This is a genomic window from Saccharothrix sp. 6-C (assembly GCF_016695385.1).
Taxonomy (GTDB): domain Bacteria; phylum Actinomycetota; class Actinomycetes; order Mycobacteriales; family Pseudonocardiaceae; genus Actinosynnema; species Actinosynnema texasense.
On sequence record NZ_CP064192.1, the window covers coordinates 2,435,730 to 2,452,169 of the forward strand.

Annotated in this window: 17 protein-coding genes; 10 read left to right on the plus strand and 7 right to left on the minus strand. The window is 73.6% G+C overall.

Annotated features, from left to right (window positions below; translation table 11 throughout):
* Nucleotides 1-22: 22 nt before the first annotated feature.
* Nucleotides 23-454 carry a DUF4267 domain-containing protein gene (locus tag IOD16_RS11045; RefSeq protein ID WP_201439951.1) on the plus strand — a complete coding sequence of 144 codons (432 nt, stop codon included), beginning with the start codon at nucleotides 23-25 and terminating at the stop codon, nucleotides 452-454.
* Here the strand turns inward: IOD16_RS11045 and IOD16_RS11050 are convergent.
* Entirely contained in the window at nucleotides 420-1,289 is an 870-nt protein-coding gene (locus tag IOD16_RS11050; protein ID WP_201439952.1) for a class I SAM-dependent methyltransferase, read from the minus strand. The two genes, IOD16_RS11045 and IOD16_RS11050, sit on opposite strands and share 35 nt — an antisense overlap.
* Nucleotides 1,290-1,452: 163 nt before the next feature.
* Between IOD16_RS11050 and IOD16_RS11055 the strand changes: the two genes are divergently transcribed.
* Both IOD16_RS11055 and IOD16_RS11060 read left to right on the plus strand, forming a co-directional pair.
* Nucleotides 1,453-2,313, plus strand: a complete 861-nt coding sequence (locus tag IOD16_RS11055; RefSeq protein ID WP_201439953.1) for a WXG100 family type VII secretion target — start codon at nucleotides 1,453-1,455, stop codon at nucleotides 2,311-2,313.
* The gene (locus tag IOD16_RS11060) at nucleotides 2,313-3,701 is read left to right on the plus strand and encodes a hypothetical protein (protein WP_201439954.1); all 1,389 of its coding nucleotides are present in this window, start codon (nucleotides 2,313-2,315) and stop codon (nucleotides 3,699-3,701) included. The genes IOD16_RS11055 and IOD16_RS11060 overlap by 1 nt, the downstream gene beginning before the upstream one ends.
* An 18-nt stretch (nucleotides 3,702-3,719) precedes the next feature.
* On the opposite strand, the gene IOD16_RS11065 is transcribed toward IOD16_RS11060, so the two are convergent.
* Together IOD16_RS11065 and IOD16_RS11070 are read right to left on the minus strand one after the other, a co-directional pair.
* A complete protein-coding gene (locus IOD16_RS11065) occupies nucleotides 3,720-5,219 on the minus strand; it encodes a hypothetical protein (RefSeq protein ID WP_201439955.1) in 1,500 nt (499 codons plus the stop codon).
* Between the two features lie 107 nt (nucleotides 5,220-5,326).
* Nucleotides 5,327-5,692, minus strand: a complete 366-nt coding sequence (locus tag IOD16_RS11070; protein WP_236594894.1) for a helix-turn-helix domain-containing protein — start codon at nucleotides 5,690-5,692, stop codon at nucleotides 5,327-5,329.
* Here IOD16_RS11070 and IOD16_RS11075 point away from each other — a divergent pair.
* The 5 genes from IOD16_RS11075 to IOD16_RS11095 are packed head-to-tail and all read left to right on the plus strand — an operon-like array spanning nucleotide 5,682 to nucleotide 9,152.
* Nucleotides 5,682-5,969 (plus strand): hypothetical protein, encoded by a 288-nt coding sequence (locus IOD16_RS11075; RefSeq protein ID WP_236594895.1) that lies wholly within the window; start codon nucleotides 5,682-5,684, stop codon nucleotides 5,967-5,969. The two genes, IOD16_RS11070 and IOD16_RS11075, sit on opposite strands and share 11 nt — an antisense overlap.
* The gene (locus IOD16_RS11080; protein WP_236594896.1) at nucleotides 5,966-6,277 is read left to right on the plus strand and encodes a hypothetical protein; all 312 of its coding nucleotides are present in this window, start codon (nucleotides 5,966-5,968) and stop codon (nucleotides 6,275-6,277) included. Before IOD16_RS11075 ends, IOD16_RS11080 begins: the two co-directional genes overlap by 4 nt.
* Before the next feature lie 27 nt (nucleotides 6,278-6,304).
* The gene (locus tag IOD16_RS11085) at nucleotides 6,305-7,306 is read left to right on the plus strand and encodes a FecCD family ABC transporter permease (RefSeq protein WP_201441309.1); all 1,002 of its coding nucleotides are present in this window, start codon (nucleotides 6,305-6,307) and stop codon (nucleotides 7,304-7,306) included.
* On the plus strand, nucleotides 7,303-8,331 hold the full coding sequence (locus IOD16_RS11090; protein ID WP_236594897.1) for a FecCD family ABC transporter permease: 1,029 nt from the start codon (nucleotides 7,303-7,305) through the stop codon (nucleotides 8,329-8,331). The genes IOD16_RS11085 and IOD16_RS11090 overlap by 4 nt, the downstream gene beginning before the upstream one ends.
* Nucleotides 8,328-9,152 (plus strand): ABC transporter ATP-binding protein, encoded by an 825-nt coding sequence (locus IOD16_RS11095; RefSeq protein WP_123747844.1) that lies wholly within the window; start codon nucleotides 8,328-8,330, stop codon nucleotides 9,150-9,152. Before IOD16_RS11090 ends, IOD16_RS11095 begins: the two co-directional genes overlap by 4 nt.
* Before the next feature lie 37 nt (nucleotides 9,153-9,189).
* Here the strand turns inward: IOD16_RS11095 and IOD16_RS11100 are convergent, their stop codons facing one another.
* Entirely contained in the window at nucleotides 9,190-10,089 is a 900-nt protein-coding gene (locus IOD16_RS11100) for an NAD-dependent epimerase/dehydratase family protein (protein WP_201439958.1), read from the minus strand.
* A gap of 80 nt (nucleotides 10,090-10,169) precedes the next feature.
* On the opposite strand from IOD16_RS11100, the gene IOD16_RS11105 reads away from it, so the two are divergent.
* Entirely contained in the window at nucleotides 10,170-10,724 is a 555-nt protein-coding gene (locus tag IOD16_RS11105) for a TetR/AcrR family transcriptional regulator (RefSeq protein ID WP_201439959.1), read from the plus strand.
* Between the two features lie 90 nt (nucleotides 10,725-10,814).
* Here IOD16_RS11105 and IOD16_RS11110 read toward each other — a convergent pair whose 3' ends face one another.
* Nucleotides 10,815-11,678: a fibronectin type III domain-containing protein gene (locus IOD16_RS11110; protein WP_201439960.1), complete on the minus strand. Its 864-nt coding sequence runs from the start codon at nucleotides 11,676-11,678 to the stop codon at nucleotides 10,815-10,817.
* 185 nt (nucleotides 11,679-11,863) lie between these two features.
* On the minus strand, nucleotides 11,864-12,634 hold the full coding sequence (locus IOD16_RS11115) for a carbon-nitrogen hydrolase family protein (RefSeq protein WP_201439961.1): 771 nt from the start codon (nucleotides 12,632-12,634) through the stop codon (nucleotides 11,864-11,866).
* 137 nt (nucleotides 12,635-12,771) lie between these two features.
* Here IOD16_RS11115 and IOD16_RS11120 point away from each other — a divergent pair, with 137 nt between their 5' ends.
* The gene (locus tag IOD16_RS11120; protein WP_201439962.1) at nucleotides 12,772-14,763 is read left to right on the plus strand and encodes a UvrD-helicase domain-containing protein; all 1,992 of its coding nucleotides are present in this window, start codon (nucleotides 12,772-12,774) and stop codon (nucleotides 14,761-14,763) included.
* A 45-nt stretch (nucleotides 14,764-14,808) separates the two neighbouring features.
* Here the strand turns inward: IOD16_RS11120 and IOD16_RS11125 are convergent, their stop codons facing one another.
* The gene (locus tag IOD16_RS11125) at nucleotides 14,809-16,338 is read right to left on the minus strand and encodes an MFS transporter (RefSeq protein WP_201439963.1); all 1,530 of its coding nucleotides are present in this window, start codon (nucleotides 16,336-16,338) and stop codon (nucleotides 14,809-14,811) included.
* Nucleotides 16,339-16,440: the final 102 nt, after the last annotated feature.

Consider the following 16,440-nt stretch of genomic DNA (forward strand, 5'->3'; position numbering starts at 1 on the left):
TGCTAGCACCTGGAGTCGGGTCATGACCCACCAGCGGATCAACACGGTCCTCGCCGCGCTCGTCGTCCTCGCCGGGTTCTCCTTCGGCCTCAACTTCCTGCTCGACGGGCCGGGCGCGGCGTCGGGGTTCGGCATCGACCCGTGGCCGGAGGGCAACGGGTACTTCGTGGTCAAGGGCGTGCGCGACCTCGCCTACGGGCTGACCGCGCTCATCCTGTTGCTGCTGCGGCACCGCCGCGCCCTCGGCTGGGTGGTGCTCGCCGACGCGATCATCCCGATCGGCGACTGCGTCGCCGTGATGACCAACGGCGGCACGGTGGGCTACGCGCTGGCCGTGCACGGCTCCGCGGCCGTGCTGGTGCTCGTCACGGCGGCGTCGTTGCTGTGGGAGACCCGGAAGACCTCGGGGTCGGCCACCCTCAAGCCGCGGACCCCGGCGACCCTGACGCGGTGAGCAGGAACGCGGGGGACCACCAGTAGTCGTGCAGCCGGGTGACCCGGACCTCGGTGAACCCGGCCCGCCCGACCTGCTCCGCCCACCGCGCCGCGGGCTGCTCCCAGGTGGCCCGGGTCGCCCCCGGCACCAGCTGACCGGTCAGCACCGGCATCAGGAACCCCTGCGCCACCAGGTCCCGGTCGGCCTCGTACTCGGTCAGCCCGCGCTCGTAGGCCTCGGCCAGGAACCGGCGGTGCTCCGGGCTCGCGTGCGGCAGGTCCGGCACGTCGAACTCGACCACGGCGAGCACGCCGACGTGCCCCACCAGGTCGGCCAGCACGCGGTCGCGCACCTCGTGCGGCAGGGTGTGCAGGGCGAACGTCGACTGGGCCACGTCGAACACGGCGTCCGCCGGCAGCTCCGCCGCGAACGGCTCCACCCTGGTGTTCCGGGCGTCGACGTCGTGGCCCGCCAACGCCCGCACCGCCTCGTCCAGCAGCGCGGTGGAGGGCTCGACGAGCGTCACCGCGGCCGGCGCGTGGGTCGAGGCCATGACGGGTCGCAGCGCACGCCCGTCACCGCAGCCGATGTCCAGCAGGCTCGACGGCCGCGCCTCGGCGCACACCCGCCCCAACGCCTCGGTGACGGCCCCGTACAGCCCCACGTTGCCGCCGCCGTCGATGAACGCCTCGAACGCCGCGGGCCGGTCGTACAGCGAGCCGTCCCGCGCCGCCGCCAGGTGCTCGGCCAGCGCCGCCGCCAACGGGGTGCCCCCGCCCCGGAGCGCCTCCCTCGCGCCGCCGATGTCGCCGTCCGCCAACGCCCGCAGCGCCTCGTCGATGTGGTTCGTCACGCCACGAGCATGCCAAACGACGACGGCGGAACCGGGCGTTGGCCGGACGTTGGCCTGTCGTTGGCGTGCCGGTGTCCACTGCACCTGAACGAATCCGAGCAGGGGGAGCGATTTCCGTGGTAACGCGAGGGCACGGCGGCGACGCGGCCGGGGAGGGCCGGCGATGACCGACCAGTGGACCGGAGCCGGGATCTTCGAGAGCTATTCGAGCTTCGTCAAGACGATCGAGGGCGACGCGCAGAGCGAGACCGAACGCGTCCTGGACATCACGTTCGGCGCGATCGACGTGGTCGCCTCCACGGTGGCGCTGGTCATCGACCCGATCGGCACGCTGCTGGCGGCCGGCATCGGGTGGCTGATCGAGCACGTCAGCTTCCTGCGCGAGCCGCTGGACATGCTGATGGGCGACCGCGACGCCATCCAGGCGCACATCGAGCTGGTCAAGGCCGACGCCAAGCAGATCCGCGACCAGGCCGAGCTGCACAAGACCGCGATGGCCCAGTTCACCGGCTGGGAGGGCAAGGCGGCCGAGGCGTTCAAGCAGAGCATGGACCGGCTCGGCGGCGAGCTGGACTCGCTGGCCGAGGTCGTGGACGGCACGGCGCGCGTCACCGCGGTGACCGGCACGCTGATCATCATCCTGCGCGACATCGTGCGCGACCTGATCGCCGGCCTGCTCGCGCAGCTCGTCAAGGGCGCGCTGATCGCGGCGGCCGCCGCGGTGTTCACCCTGGGCGCGTCCATCGTCGGGTTCATCGGCTACGCGGTCGGCGCGGCCACCGCGCTGGCGGTGCAGATCGGCGCCCGGATCGCCAAGCTGATCGCCGCGCTGGGCAGGCAGGCCGCGCGGCTGGGCAAGCTCGGCGGTTCGATGGGCTCGATCGGGCAGGGCTTCTCGCGGTTCGGCGACGCGGGCGGCATCGTGCACGAGGGCGTGAAGGCAGGCGGCGGGTACGGCGACTTCTACGGCGACGGCAAGAACGGCGCGCCGCCGCGGACCGACCAGCCCAAGGCGGCCGTCTGATGGCGCGCCACGGAGGCGGCGGCTCCTCCTCGGGCGACTCCTCGCCGCCGCCCGGCAGCCCCGACAGCACCACCAGCACGACCAGCAACCCGTTCAGCGACCGGCACGAGATCAGCCCGCCGCCCTCGCCGAACCCGTTCTCCGACTTCTACGCGGTCAGCGACAACGGCAGCGCGATGAGCCTGGACAACCTGGACTGGCAGGCGCAGAACCTGGACAACCTGGGCGACGGCCTCGCCACGACGAGCACGAACCTCGGCTCGCACCAGGCGACGGCGGAGGCGTACGGCGCGTTCGGCAGCATGATCGCGTCACCGCTGAACACGACGATCAGCCAGGGCGCGGACACCACCAAGGCCGCCGCCGACGCCGCCGCGAACGCCGCGCAGAAGGTCCGCGACTCGGCCGAGACGATGCGCACGACCGACAGCGCCATCACCGACGACCTGAACAGCATCGGTCAGGACAACGACGTCTACCAGGGACCGCCCGGCTCGTCGGGCGGTCGCCCCGAAGGCGGCGACCACCGCCCCGGCGACACCGACGGCCGGCCCACCGACGGCCAGGGCGACACCGTGCCGCCGCCGCCCGACGTGCCCGGTGACGGCCCGATGTCGCCGCCGCCGAACGCCACGCCGATGCCGAACCCCGACCCCAGGCCGATCGGCGACCGCATCGGCGACATCCGGCAGCAGCTCGGCGTGAACAACGACGTCGGCGCGGTCGTCGTGCCCACGGGCAACCGGCCGGACGGCCGCCCCTACACCCTGGACACGCCGGTCATGGACCTGCCGCCGGAGAACCGCCACGGCCTCACCCCCGAGCAGCAGGGGATGACGCTCGGCGAGATGATGGGCTACCCGCCGGACCTCATGGCCGACCCGGACTTCGCGGGCACCCCGGCCAAGGACGCCCTCGACATGCAGGGCGGCGGCGCCTACAACGGCGACAGCAACCTCCTCATGCTCGACGACCAGCACAACGACAACGCGACGTTGATGCACGAGGTCGGGCACGCCCGGCAGAACGAGCACGGCTTCAACAACCACAACGCGCAGAACACGTTGCTGGAGTACCAGAACGTGCTGATCAACGAGAACGCCCACCACGGCGCGAACGGCAACCCGCCGCGGCTGTCCTACCAGCCGCCGTCGGGCCAGCCGCAGACCGACTGGAACGGCCTGCGCGACTACATCCAGGGCAACACGGTCACCGTGGGCGGGCAGCAGCTCACCATGAACCCGGCCCAGCGGGACCAGAGCCTGGTCCTGTTCAACCAGATCGAGCAGCTCACCGGGCCCGGCGGCCCGTACGCGGGCAACGGCGCCCAGGTGCGCGACAACCTGATCAAGGAGTTCTTCGCCAAGGAGAAGCAGCTCCAGGGGTAGCGCGCCCCCCGCCCCCGGCTACCCGCGCCCGGGGGCGGGGCTGCGCATCACGATCAGGTCGCCGTGCCCGCCGTAGCCCAGCACGGGCTCGGCGTACTGCGTGCCGTCGAACGTGATCAGCCACCACTCGCGGCCGACCGGCAGCAGCACCGGGTGCGGGATGTTCGTGCCGTACGGCGCGTCGAGCGTGCCCAGCTTGCGCATCGCCAGGTCGTACACCGGGTACTCGCGGGCGTCGCCGTCGCTGGCGAACAGGTACCACTCGCGGCCGACCCGCTGGATGATCGTCCCCTCGGTCTGGTCCACGGTGCGGTCCGCGCCGACGAGCCGCGTGGCGGTGTAGTCCGCGCCGGGTGCCGCGACGGCCAGCGCCGGGTGGAACACGAACGCCGGCTGCTGCGCCTCGCTCTCCACGAACGCCAGGTGCCAGCGGTCGCCCACGCGGGTCAGGGCCGGGTCCCACGAGCTGACGGAGGTCGGCAGCGGCAGCCGCTCGGTGCGCAGGACGTGCACGCCGCGCAGCACGTTCGCGGTGGTCGTGGTGTGCCGCACGTGCACGCCCTGGAACGCGAAGTCGCCCCACGAGCTCATCAGCAGGATGAACCGGCCGGTGCGGTCGTCGTGCACGATCTGCCCGGCGTGGTCGCCCAGCACCACGCCGTCGCGCTCGAAGAACAGGATCGCGACCTGCTCCAGCTTCGACGGGTCGGCCAGGTCGATCGTCCACACCGCCCAGTGCGCCTGCTGGAAGAAGCCGAGCCCGGCGTTGGTCATGGTCAGGTACAGCTTGCCGTCGCGGATGAACGGCCTGCCGTCGGCGTGCTGCACCACGTGCGGGTCGCGGACGCCGGCCTGGCCGAAGTAGCCCGCGCGCACCCGGCCCAACCGCACGTCGCCGCCGCGCCCGCCGTAGACGTAGTCGAGGCCGCCCAGCACTGCGGGCACCCGCAGGTCGACCAGCGCGCGCACGCCGTCCCGCTCGGTCAGCACCGGCTGCCAGCCGGTGCCCGTGCCGGTGGTGTCGACCAGGACGGTGACCGCGTTCTCGTTGACCACGACGGCGAACCGGAACGCGCCGAGCACGCGCACGTCGGCGGTCTTCACCACGGTCGTGGCGCCACCGGCGGTCACCTCGATCGAGGCCTTGCCGGTGGTCGTGTCGAGCGTGCCGAGCACGGAGGTGGCGCCGCCGGCCAGGCCCGCGACCACCACGCCCTGCGCGCGCTGCACCTCCACCAGCACCGAACCGAACGGGGCGCGGGGCCGCACACCGGTGCTGACCAGCGTGTCCGGGGTGGCGGGCGGTCGGGCGATGGCGCTGTCGTACTGCACGAACCGCGGTGCGACCAGGTCGAACGGGCGGTGCTTGTGCGTCACCGCGAAGTGCAGGTCGAACGGAGTCGTGGCGGGCTGACCCATCGCCGGCACGTTACCGAACAGGGTCGAGAGCGCCCCGACCGCACCCGCCGCCCCGGCGTGGCGCAGCAGCGTGCGCCGATCCATGTCCCGTGCCGCCATCGGACCTCCTCGGACTCCTGCCGGTACTTGTCAACCATGTGTTACAGGCAGACGTGACCAAGTGTCCAGAGGTGGTTCGGGCGCCCGGCGCCGCGCGGGCCGGTGCGTCAGGACGCGGCCGGGCCATCCTCGGGCCGGAGCTTGGCGACCAGCTCGCCCCGGCTGCGCACGTCGACCTTGCCGAACACCGACTTCAGGTGGTCCCGCACGGTGTGCGCGGAGAGGGCGAGCCGGGCCGCCATGTCCGAAGTGGACCGTCCGGCGATCACTTCGCGGCACACCTCCCGCTCGCGGGCGGTGAGGCCGTAGGCGGCGAGCAGCAGGCCGAGCAGCTCGCCGCCGGACGCCCGTTCGACGGCCACCACCGTCGCGGCGGCCGGCGCGGGCGCGACGGAGGCGATGAACGCGGCCTCCCGGTCGGTGAACTCGCCGCGCCGCACCAGACCGGCCGCGCCCCAGCACGTGCCGTCCACCCGGAACGCCGCGCACACCGGCGGCGCCTACGAGCTGTTCGAGGTGGACGCGCCGCGCGGGCCGACCGTGCCGCCGCACGCCACGCCGTGGGCCACGTTCACCGTCCACTCGCCGTCCGTGCAGTCCCTGGCGTTCTTCCTGACCGGCGCGATGGGCCGGTTCTTCCGCGACGTCGACCGGGCGGTGCCCGCCGACGCGCCGCCGGCCGACGCCGCGCCGGCGCTGCGGGAGGTCGTCGGGCGGCACGGGATCACGATGGGGGAGTGGTCGTCGTGAACGCCGTCGCCCAGGTCGCCGCGGGGATGGCGGCGGGGATCCACCTGCGGGTGTTCGTGTGGGAGACGCTGCTGTTCCGGCGGCCCGGTGTCGGCCGTGCGCTCGTGCTCTACACGTGCGGCTTCATGGTGCCGGCCGGCATCGGTCTCGCCGTGTCGGACCGGCTCGCGTTGAGCCGGCCGAAGGGCGCGGGCGTCGTCGGGGCGATCGCCCAGCTCACGCCGCCGGCCCGCGCCACGCGGCTGCCCTCGTCCTCGTCCACGTCGCGAGGCCAACCGGGCGATCGACTCGGTCCCCGTGTCGGTTAGCCTTACCTAAACTTCGGGGAGGTGCGGGTGTCGCGCGACGCGGTGCGAGGGGTCGGCCTGCTGGTGTCGACCGGTGTGCTCGGCCTGATCGTGCTGCTCAGCCTGTGGATCGGCACCAAGAGCATCCCCTTCGCCGACACCTTCGCCCTGCTCCTCGCCGACGACGGCACCGGCGACGCGGCCATCGTGCGCGACGTTCGCGTGCCCCGGGCGGTGCTCGGCCTGCTGGTCGGCGCGGCGCTCGGCCTGTCCGGCGCGGTGATGCAGGCGCTGACCCGCAACCCGCTCGCCGATCCCGGCCTGCTCGGTGTGAACATGGGCGCGGCGGCGGCGATCGTGTCCGCCATCGCGTTCTTCGGCATCACCAGCCCCACCGGGTACGTGTGGTTCGCGCTGCTCGGCGCGGCGGGCACGGCGACCGTCGTCTACGTCCTCGGCGCGGCGGGCCGGGGCGCGGCCACCCCGGACCGGCTGGTGCTCAGCGGCGCGGCGCTCACCGCGGTGCTCTACGCCTACGTCGCGGCGATCCTGCTGTTGTTCACGCACACGTTCGACTCGTTCCGGTTCTGGAACGTCGGCTCGCTCGCCGGCCGGGACTTCGAGCTGGTCGGCCAGGTCTCGCCGTTCGTGCTGCCCGGCATCCTCATCGCGTTCCTGCTCGCCCGGAACCTCAACGTGCTGGCGCTCGGCGACCACACCGGCAAGGCGCTCGGCGCGAACGTCAACCGCACCCGCGCGTTCGGCGTCCTGTCCGTCACGCTCATGGCGGGCGCCGCGACCGCCGCCGCCGGGCCGATCGCGTTCGTCGGCCTGACCGTGCCGCACGTGGCCCGCATGATCGGCGGCAGCGACCAGCGCTGGGTGCTGGCGTACTCGGCGGTGCTCTCGCCGATCCTGCTGCTCGGCTCGGACGTCGTCGGCCGGGTGGTCATCGCCCCGCAGGAGATGGAGGTCGGCATCATCACCGCGTTCATCGGCGCGCCGGTGTTCATCGCGCTGTGCCGCCGCCGGAAGTTGGCGACGCTGTGAGGACCGTCCGCACCCCCGCCGTCTCGCTGCGGATCAGCGAACGGGCCCTGCTCGTCAGCTCGGCCATCGCCGTGCTGACCGCGGTCGCCGCCGTCGCGACCATGGTCACCGGCGACTTCCCGCTGACCGTGGGCGAGGTGCTGGCCACGGTCGCCGGGCAGGGCGACGGCTACGCCGACTTCGTCGTCTTCACGCTGCGCCTGCCACGGCTGATCACCGGCCTGCTGGTCGGCGCCGCGCTCGCGCTCAGCGGCGCGATCCTCCAGTCCCTGTCCCGCAACCCGCTGGCCAGCCCCGACATCATCGGCTTCACCCAGGGCGCGGCCACCGGCGCGATCGCGGTGCTCGTGCTGGCGCAGGGCAGCATGGCGGCCACCGCGCTCGGCGCGACCGCCGCGGGCCTGCTCACCTCCACCGCCGTGTACCTGCTGGCCCTCAAGCAGGGCGTGCAGGGCTTCCGGCTGGTGCTCATCGGCATCGGCGTGAGCGCCATGATGCTCGCGGTCAACTCCTACCTGATCACGCGGGCCACGCTGGAGAGCGCGCTGGCCGCGCAGACGTGGCTGGTCGGCGGCCTGAACAACCGAGGCTGGGACCAGGCCCAGGTGATCGCGGTCGTGCTGGCCGTGCTGCTGCCGTGCGCGCTGGCGCTGGGACGGCGGCTGGCGCTGCTGGAGATGGGCGACAGCGCCGCCACCGGCCTCGGCGTGAACGCCGAGCGCACCCGGCTGGCGCTGCTCGCGGTGAGCGTCGGCCTGGCCGCCGTCGCCACCGCCGCCGCCGGGCCGATCAGCTTCGTGGCCCTGGCCGCGCCGCAGGTCGCCCGCCGGCTCACCGGCGCGTCCGGGCCCGGCCTGGCCGCGTCGGCGCTCACCGGCGGCCTGCTGCTGGTCGTCGGCGACTTCGCGGTGCAACGGCTGTTCCCGACGACCCAGCTGCCGGTCGGCATCGCCACCGGCGCCATCGGCGGGCTCTACCTGGTGTGGCTGCTGGCCCACGAGTGGCGGAAGGGGAGCACGACGTGACCGTGCCGAAGACGGGGCCGACCACCGGGCGACTGCGCGGTGCGGAGCTGACGCTGTCCTACGACGAGCGCGTCGTGGTGTCCGGGTTGGACGTCGAGATCCCGGACGGCTCGTTCACCGTCATCGTGGGCCCCAACGCGTGCGGCAAGTCCACCGTGCTCAAGGCGTTGGCGCGGATGCTCAAACCCCGCGCCGGGGCCGTGTACCTCGACGGCCGGGCCATCTCCGCCTACCGCTCCAAGGAGGTCGCCCGCCGGCTGGGCCTGCTGCCGCAGACCTCCATCGCGCCCGGCGGCATCACCGTCGGCGAGCTCGTGGCCCGGGGCCGGTACCCGCACCAGCGGCTGCTGCGGCAGTGGTCCGCCGAGGACGAGGAGGTGACCGCGGGCGCGATGCGGATGACCGGCGTGCACGACCTGGCCGACCGCCTGGTGGACGAGCTGTCCGGCGGGCAGCGGCAACGCGTGTGGCTGGCCATGGTGCTCGCGCAGCAGACGTCGATCCTGCTGCTGGACGAGCCGACCACGTTCCTCGACATCGCGCACCAGGTCGAGGTGCTCGACCTGTGCGCGGACCTGCACGAGGACGGCAACCACACGCTCGTCGCCGTGCTGCACGACCTGAACCAGGCGTGCCGCTACGCCACCCACCTGATCGCGATGAAGCCCGGTGTCGGCGTGGTGGCGCAGGGCGAGCCCGCCGCCGTCGTGACCGCCGAGCTGGTGGAGGACGTGTTCGGCCTGCCGTGCCGGGTGATCGAGGACCCGGAGACCGGCACGCCCCTGGTCGTGCCGCTGCGGCGGCAGCGCGTCACCGCGTAACGCGTCACGTCACGGCGGTCACGTCACCGCGCGGTGGTCACTCCGGCAGGCGGTAGGCGCCGGCGGCGATGTCGGCGAGCAGCGTCGGGCCGGTCGGCGTCCAGCCCAGCAGGTCCCGGGTGCGGGCGCTGGACGCGGTGATGTCCATGCCGGCGAAGTGCCCGATCCAGCCGAAGTGCGCCTCGGCGTCCTCCCGCGGGACGGACACCGTGTCCAGGCCCAGGTAGTCGCCGATGGCGGCGGCGATGTCACGGGTCGGCAGGCCCTCCTCGGCCACGGCGTGCACCCGCGACCCCGCCGGCGCCCGGTCCAGCGCGAGCCGGACCAGCCGTGCCGCGTCGGAGCGGTGCACGGCGGGCCAGCGGTTCGAGCCGTCGCCGAGGTACCCGACCGCGCCCCGGTGCTTCGCGACCTTCGCCAGGACCGAGACGAAGCCGGGGTCGCCCGCGCCGTGCACGGACGCGGCGAAGCGCAGCGCCACCGGCCGGACACCGCGGTCGGCGTAGGACAGGGCCAGGTTCTCGCTGCCGCCGCGCGGCGAGTCGGCGCCGTGGTGCGGCGACGGGTCGTCCTCCGTCAGCGGCCGGTCCGCGATGTCCGAGGCCACGCCGGAGGCGAGCAGGAACGGTTTGCCGCTGCCCTCGACGGCGTCGAGCATCCGGCGCACGGCGGTGTGCTCGCTGCGGCCGGCGCCGGCGTAGTCGGTGAAGTCGTGCTTGAAGGCGAGGTGGACGACGGCGTCGGCGGCCACCGCTCCGGCGGCCAGGCTGTCGACGTCGTCCAGGCTGCCGCGGTGCGCGGTCGCGCCCTTGGCCTGCAGGGCGGCAGCCGCCTCGGCGCTGCGGGCGAGGCCGACCACCTCGTGGTCGTGGGCGAGCAGTTCGTCGGTGAAGGCCGAGCCGATCCAGCCGGAGGCACCGGTGACGAAGACGCGCATGGCGTTCCTTCCGCTATGTCAGTGACTGACATCGACCGTAGCACGGCATGTCAGCGACTGTCATCACTACACTCGCGGTCATGAGCCGCTGGGAGCCGGACGCCCGCGGGCGGATGATCCGCGCCGCGATGGACCTCTTCGCCGAGCGCGGCTTCGAGCAGACCACCGCCGGGGACATCGCCGAACGCGCCGGCGTGACCGAGCGGACGTTCTTCCGCCACTTCGCCGACAAGCGCGAGGTGCTCTTCGACGGGGCCCAGGTGATGGAGCAGGTGGCGTCGACCGCGATCCTCGGCGCGCCGCCCACCGCCGAACCCCTCGACGCCGCGTTGGCCGGCGTGGTCGCGGCGGGCGCGCTGCTGGAGGACCGGCGCGAGCACGCCGTGCGGCGCAACCGCTTGATCGAGGCCAACCCGGGCCTGCGGGAACGCGAGCTGCTCAAGCTCGCGGCGCTGGCCGGCGCGACCGCCGGGACGTTGCGCGAGCGGGGCGTCGCCGACCAGGTCGCCGACCTCGCCGCGCACAGCGCCGTGACGGTGTTCCAGGTCGCCGTCACCCGCTGGGTGGCCGAGGAAGAGCCGCCTCCCCTCGCCGACTGCATCGCGGACAGCGCGGCGGTGCTGCGCGCCCTTTGAGGGGCCGGCAGCCGCACCGAAGGCATCACGCGCAGCCCGATCGCCGGGGTCCGCGAGTGGCGGACCCCGGCGATCGGCGGGTCGTGCGGGTCAGGCCCGCGGGAGGGTGAAGATCAGGCCCTTGCTCATCTTCGACCGGATGCCCTGCACGTCCACCGTGACGACCTTCGCCCGGTGCTGCGTGTCCGGGGTCAGCCCGGTCAGCGTGACCTGGTTCTCGGTGACGAAGCCGGTGTGCCCGCCGTCACCGTCCAGGTACACGTCGTAGCCCCCGATCTTGTTCCACCAGGGGTAGCCCTGCCAGGTCAGCGTCACCGACGTCGGGGTCGACGAGACCACCGTCAGCCCGTCCGGGCGCGGTGGCCGCTCCGCGATCAGGCCCTGCACCAGCACGGTGCCCAGCAGGTCGTTCTGCGCCGGGTCGTGCGTGCAGGAGGCGGTGATCGTGCCGAGGGGCGTGCCGTCCGCGCGCTTGGGGCGCAGGGTCAGCGCCAGGTCGTCCACGCGCACGTCGTAGCCGCCGGGAACGCTCAGCACCTGGGCCGGGAAGGCGCCCGCGGCCCGCACCGCGGTCCCCTGGGTGGTCTGCAACCACTTGGGCGCGAAGGTGAACGCGGCCTCGGTGGTCCGCGTCCCGTCCGGGCCGACGATCCTCGCGCCGAGCCTCGCGGTGCTGTCACCGTCCAGGCGCACCCCCTCGGCGAGGGTCAGGACCGGGCGCAGCTCGCGCATGTCCAGGTCCACGTCGATGTAGAAGTACTGGTTGCCGGGTGCGCTGTTCGAGCCGGCGCCATCGTTCGGCAGGCCGCCGACGACCCACACGGTCATCTGGGCGCCCGGACCGGCGGAGGTCGTGCAGGTGTACTCCACGCGCACCGCGCTCGTGTCCGCCGACGCCGGGCTCGCGGCCCCCGTCAGCGCCCCGGCCGCAGCCAGGGCCGAGACCAGCGACAAGGCGGTGATGCGAAAGGGGGTCCATTTTTTGCGCAACTTCCACGTCCTCTCCGTGTTCACCCGCCCACGGACAGCGTCCCGCAGATCAACCCCTATGCGGGGTCGACCATCCAGACGAAGTTGGGCATGCCCGAGCCGCGACCCACCCCGGTCACGACCACGGCCTCGCCGGCCGGGACCGGCGGCTACCCCCGGTATCCGGCTCGCCGGTCGTCCGCGCGCAGCCGGTCGAGCTCGGCGCGCTCCAGCCGGGCCGTGACGACCCGCGGCCCCGCGCCCGCCGCGACCACCCGCCGCCCGTCCGGGTGCCACACCCCGCTGCCGCCGCACGAACGCCACCCCGGACCCGCCCCGGCCAGGTTCGCCACCAGCGCGTACATCCGGTGGTCCATCGCGCGGGCCGCCGGGTGCACGTCGAGCCGCCCTTCCTGGCCCTCGGTGTACAGCGCCGACACCGCGTACACGTCCGCGCCGCGCCGGGCGGCTCGCAGCGCGTGCTCGGGGGCCGCCGCGTCGTAGCAGACGGCCAGCGCCACCCGCCAACCCCGGACGTCCAGCGGCGGCGCGGGCTCGTCCGGCTCGAACAGCTCCCGCTCGGCCCGGCTCGGGTACTGCTTGCCGACCACGTCGACCGAACCGTCCGGGGACAACGCCACCGACGCCAGCAACCGGCGACCGTCCGGCCCCAGCCACGCCGCGCCGACCACCGCCGTGACCCCGTGCGCCCGGCTCGCCTCGCGGACCACGTCCAGCCGCGGGTCGTCGGCCGTCACCCAGCACGCCTGCTCGGCGAGCCGGTCCAGGTCGTAGCCGGTCAGCGACAGCAGCGGGAACAGCACCAGGTCCGCGTCGCCGGCCTCGGAGACCACGTCGGCCGCGCGGCGCGCGTTCTCCGCGACGTCACCGGGCACGGGCGCGTGCTGCGCGACGGCGACCACCAACTCGTCGTATTCCACGTCGCCGATCATTTCACGCGATCGGGGGGTGCGAGGCAGGTGCCGTGAAATGCGTCGGGGAATGTGCTAGACATAAAGGTTGATATCGCCGGAAATGGCGAAGGAAAGACAATGCCAGTATATCACAGGGGGCAAGCGTGACCACCGGGGAATTGGCCGCCGAACAACAGCGGATCACCTTCCTGCACGATCGGCTGGCGCGGGAGCAGGCCGCCGCGCGAGCGGAGCTGGACGCCGCGCTCCGGGACGGCGACGAGCAGCGCTGGCACCGCGAAGTGGCCGTTCGCACTCTGTCCGCGCAGGTCAGCCGCCTGAGCGTGGCGGCGGAGAACCTGTGCTTCGGCCGCATCGACACCACCGACGACCGCGTCTACGTCGGCCGGGTCGGCTTGTTCGACACCGAGCGCGACTACGAGCCGCTGCTGACCGACTGGCGCGCGCCGGCCGCCCGCCCGTTCTACACCGCGACCGCGGCGAACCCGGAAGGGGTGACCCGCCGCCGCCATTTCCGGACCAGGGGCAGCCGCTTGGAGGGCTTCCACGACGACGAGCTCCAGCTCACCTCGAAAGCGCTGCTCGACGCGTTGAACGCGCCCCGCTCCGCCACCATGCGCGACATCGTGGCCACCATCCAGGCCGAGCAGGACGAGGTGATCCGCCTGCCGCACCGGGGCGTGCTGGTGATCGAGGGCGGTCCGGGCACCGGCAAGACGGCCGTGGCGCTGCACCGCGTGGCCTACCTGCTCTACGTGCAACGCGAACGGCTCTCCCGCCAAGGCGTGCTGGTCGTCGGCCCCAACGCGGGCTTCCTGCGGTACATCGGCGAGGTCCTGCCGTCCCTGGGCGAGACCGACGTCGTGTTCGCCACGCCGGGCGAGCTGTTCCCCGGCGTCCGGACCGACCTCGAGGACACCCCGGAGCTCCAGGCACTCAAGGGCGGTCTCTCGGCCGTCGACCTGCTGGTCGAGGCTGTCGCCGACCGGCAGGAGCTGCCTGTCGAGCCCGTCCCGGTCGAACTGGAGGACGTCACCGTCCCGCTGACCGCCGCGATCGCCGGACAGGCCCGGGAACGGGCGCGCGCCGCCGGGCTCAGGCACAACGAGGCCCAACCCGTGTTCCACCGGGCCCTGGTGGACGCCCTGGTCGCGCCCGCGCTCGACCTCATCGGCGAGGACTGGCCGGAACTCGCGGCCGACGTGCGGCGCGAGCTCGCCGGCCACCCCGACGTGCGGCGGGCCGTCACCGAGCTGTGGCCGGTCCTCACGCCCCGGCAACTGCTCGCCGACCTCTACGCGGGCCGCTGCGCCGCCCTGGGCCACCCCGAGCTGCGCCGCGCCGACCCGCACGCGTGGACGATCTCCGACGTGCCGCTGCTGGACGAGGCCGCCGAACTGCTCGGCTCCGACGGCGAGGCCGAGCGCCGCGCCGCGGCGGAACGCAGGCGCGCCGTCGAGTACGCGCAGGGCGTGCTGCACGTCATCGACACCGACCAGGCGATGCACGAGGACGAGCTGCGGGCCGTGGACCTGGTCGACGCCGAGTGGCTGGCCGACCGCCACACGGCCGCGGACCACCGGGTCCTGGCCGAGCGCGCCGCCGCCGACCGCGAGTGGACCTACGGCCACATCGTGGTCGACGAGGCGCAGGAACTGTCCGAAATGGACTGGCGGGTGCTGGCCAGGCGCGGGCCGAACCGGTCCATGACCATCGTCGGCGACCTGGCCCAGCGGCAGGCCGAAGCGGGCGCCCGCGACTGGCGGAAGGTGCTGGACCCGCTCGCCCGCGGCCGCTGGCAGCACCGCAGGCTCACGGTCAACTACCGCACACCCGCCGAGATCATGGCCTACGCCGCCGGCGCGCTGGCCGAGGTCGACCCCGACGCCGTCGCGCCGACGTCCGTGCGGCACGGCGAACCACCCCTGGAGGTCACCGGCGCCGACCCGCGGTCGTTCCGCCCGGCCACCGGCACGTTCGCGGTGATCAGCCCGACCGGCCCGCTCACCCCGCGCGCGGCCAAGGGCCTGGAGTTCGACACGGTCGTCGTGGTCGACCCGGAGCGCATGACACCGGCCGAGCGGTACGTCGCCCTGACCCGCGCCACCCGCCGCCTGGTCGTGGTGCGCACCTGACGGCCCGCCGGGGACGTGCCCGCGTCCCCGGCAGACCTCCGGGAGTCAGGCGTCCGCGGTCGCCGGCTCGGCCGTCGGCGCGGCGGTCGTGGGCACGTCGCGCAGCACGGTCACCGCGAGCACGGCGGCGCCCGCGACCAAAACCGCCGCCACCACCGCCGCCACGTTGAGCCCGCTGGTGAACGCCGCCCGCGCCGACTCCACCAGAGCCCGCGCCGCCGCCTCCGGCAACCCGGCGGCGGCGGACAGCGCGCCCGACAACGAGTCCGCGGCCTCGGCGGGCACACCGGACGGCATCGCGGCGTGGTAAACGGCGGTGCCGACGCTGCCCATCAACGCGATCCCGAGCGACACGCCGAGGTCGCTCGCCGTGCTGTTGACCGCCGACGCGGCCCCCGCCTTCTCCGGCGGCGCGGCGGTGATCACCAGCGTGGTCGTCAACGCCATCGTCGGCGCGATGCCGGGGTAGAGCAGGTAGAAGCCGGTGATCAGCAGCGGCAGCCCGCCGACGCTGCCGACCTGCGTCAGCACCACGTACCCGGCCACCGAGAACACCGCGCCGCCCGCCACCACGTACGCGGGCCGCACCCGTCGCGCGATGATCGGCGACAACGCCGACACGGCCACCAGCGCGAGCGCGGCGGGCAGGATCCACAGCCCCGCCGCCAACGGCGACAGCCCGGCGACCAGCTGCAGGTACTGCGTGAACAGCAGGTAGATGCCGCCGAGCGCGATCGCGGACAGCAGGAACACGCCCAACGCGCCGCTGAACGTCCGGTTCGCGAACAGCCGCACGTCCAGCAGCGGGTTGTCCAGCCGGAGCTGCCGGCGGGCGAACAGCACCCCGAACGCGACACCCGCGGCCACCGCCACCGCGGACGTCGCCGTCAACCCGGACTTGGCGAAGTCCTTGACGCCGTAGACGAACGGCAGCAGCGCCGCCATCGACAGCAGCACGCTGGGCACGTCCGGCAGCCCGACCCCCGGCGCCCGGTACTCCGGCACCGACAGCGGCGCCACGACCACCACCAGCGCCATCACCGGCACCCCGATCAGCAGCGCCGCGCCCCACCCGAACGACTCCAGCAGCAGCCCGCCGACCAGCGGCCCGACCGCGACGCCGACCGACACCGACGCGGCCCACAGCCCGATCGCCGTCGCCCGCTGCCGCGCGTCCCGGAACATGGTGCTGACCAACGACAACGTGGACGGCATGACGGCCGCCGCGCCGACGCCCATCAGCGCGCGTGCCGCGATCAGCAGCTCGGCGTTCGGCGCGACCGCCGACCCGATGGAGGCCAGCGCGAACACCACCGCGCCGAACACCAGCACCCGCCGCCGCCCGATCCGGTCGCCGACGGTGCCCATGGCCACCAGCAGCCCGGCCATCACGAACCCGTACACGTCGTTGACCCACAGCAGCTGGTCGCTGGTCGGCCGCAGGTCCGCGGCGATGTGCGGGGTGGCCAGGAACAGCACGGTCATGGCCAGGAACAGCAGCGCGGTCGGCAGCAGCAGCACCGCGAGCCCGAGCCACTCCCTGGCACCGGCCCGATCACCGACATCGACAGACATGGTGTTCTTTCCCCTTGTTCGAACCGCACGGGCGGGTGGTCCCGCCCTGTGCGACCCACGGTGGCCGGCGCCGCTCCAGGAACCCTCCAGATCGACTTCGGG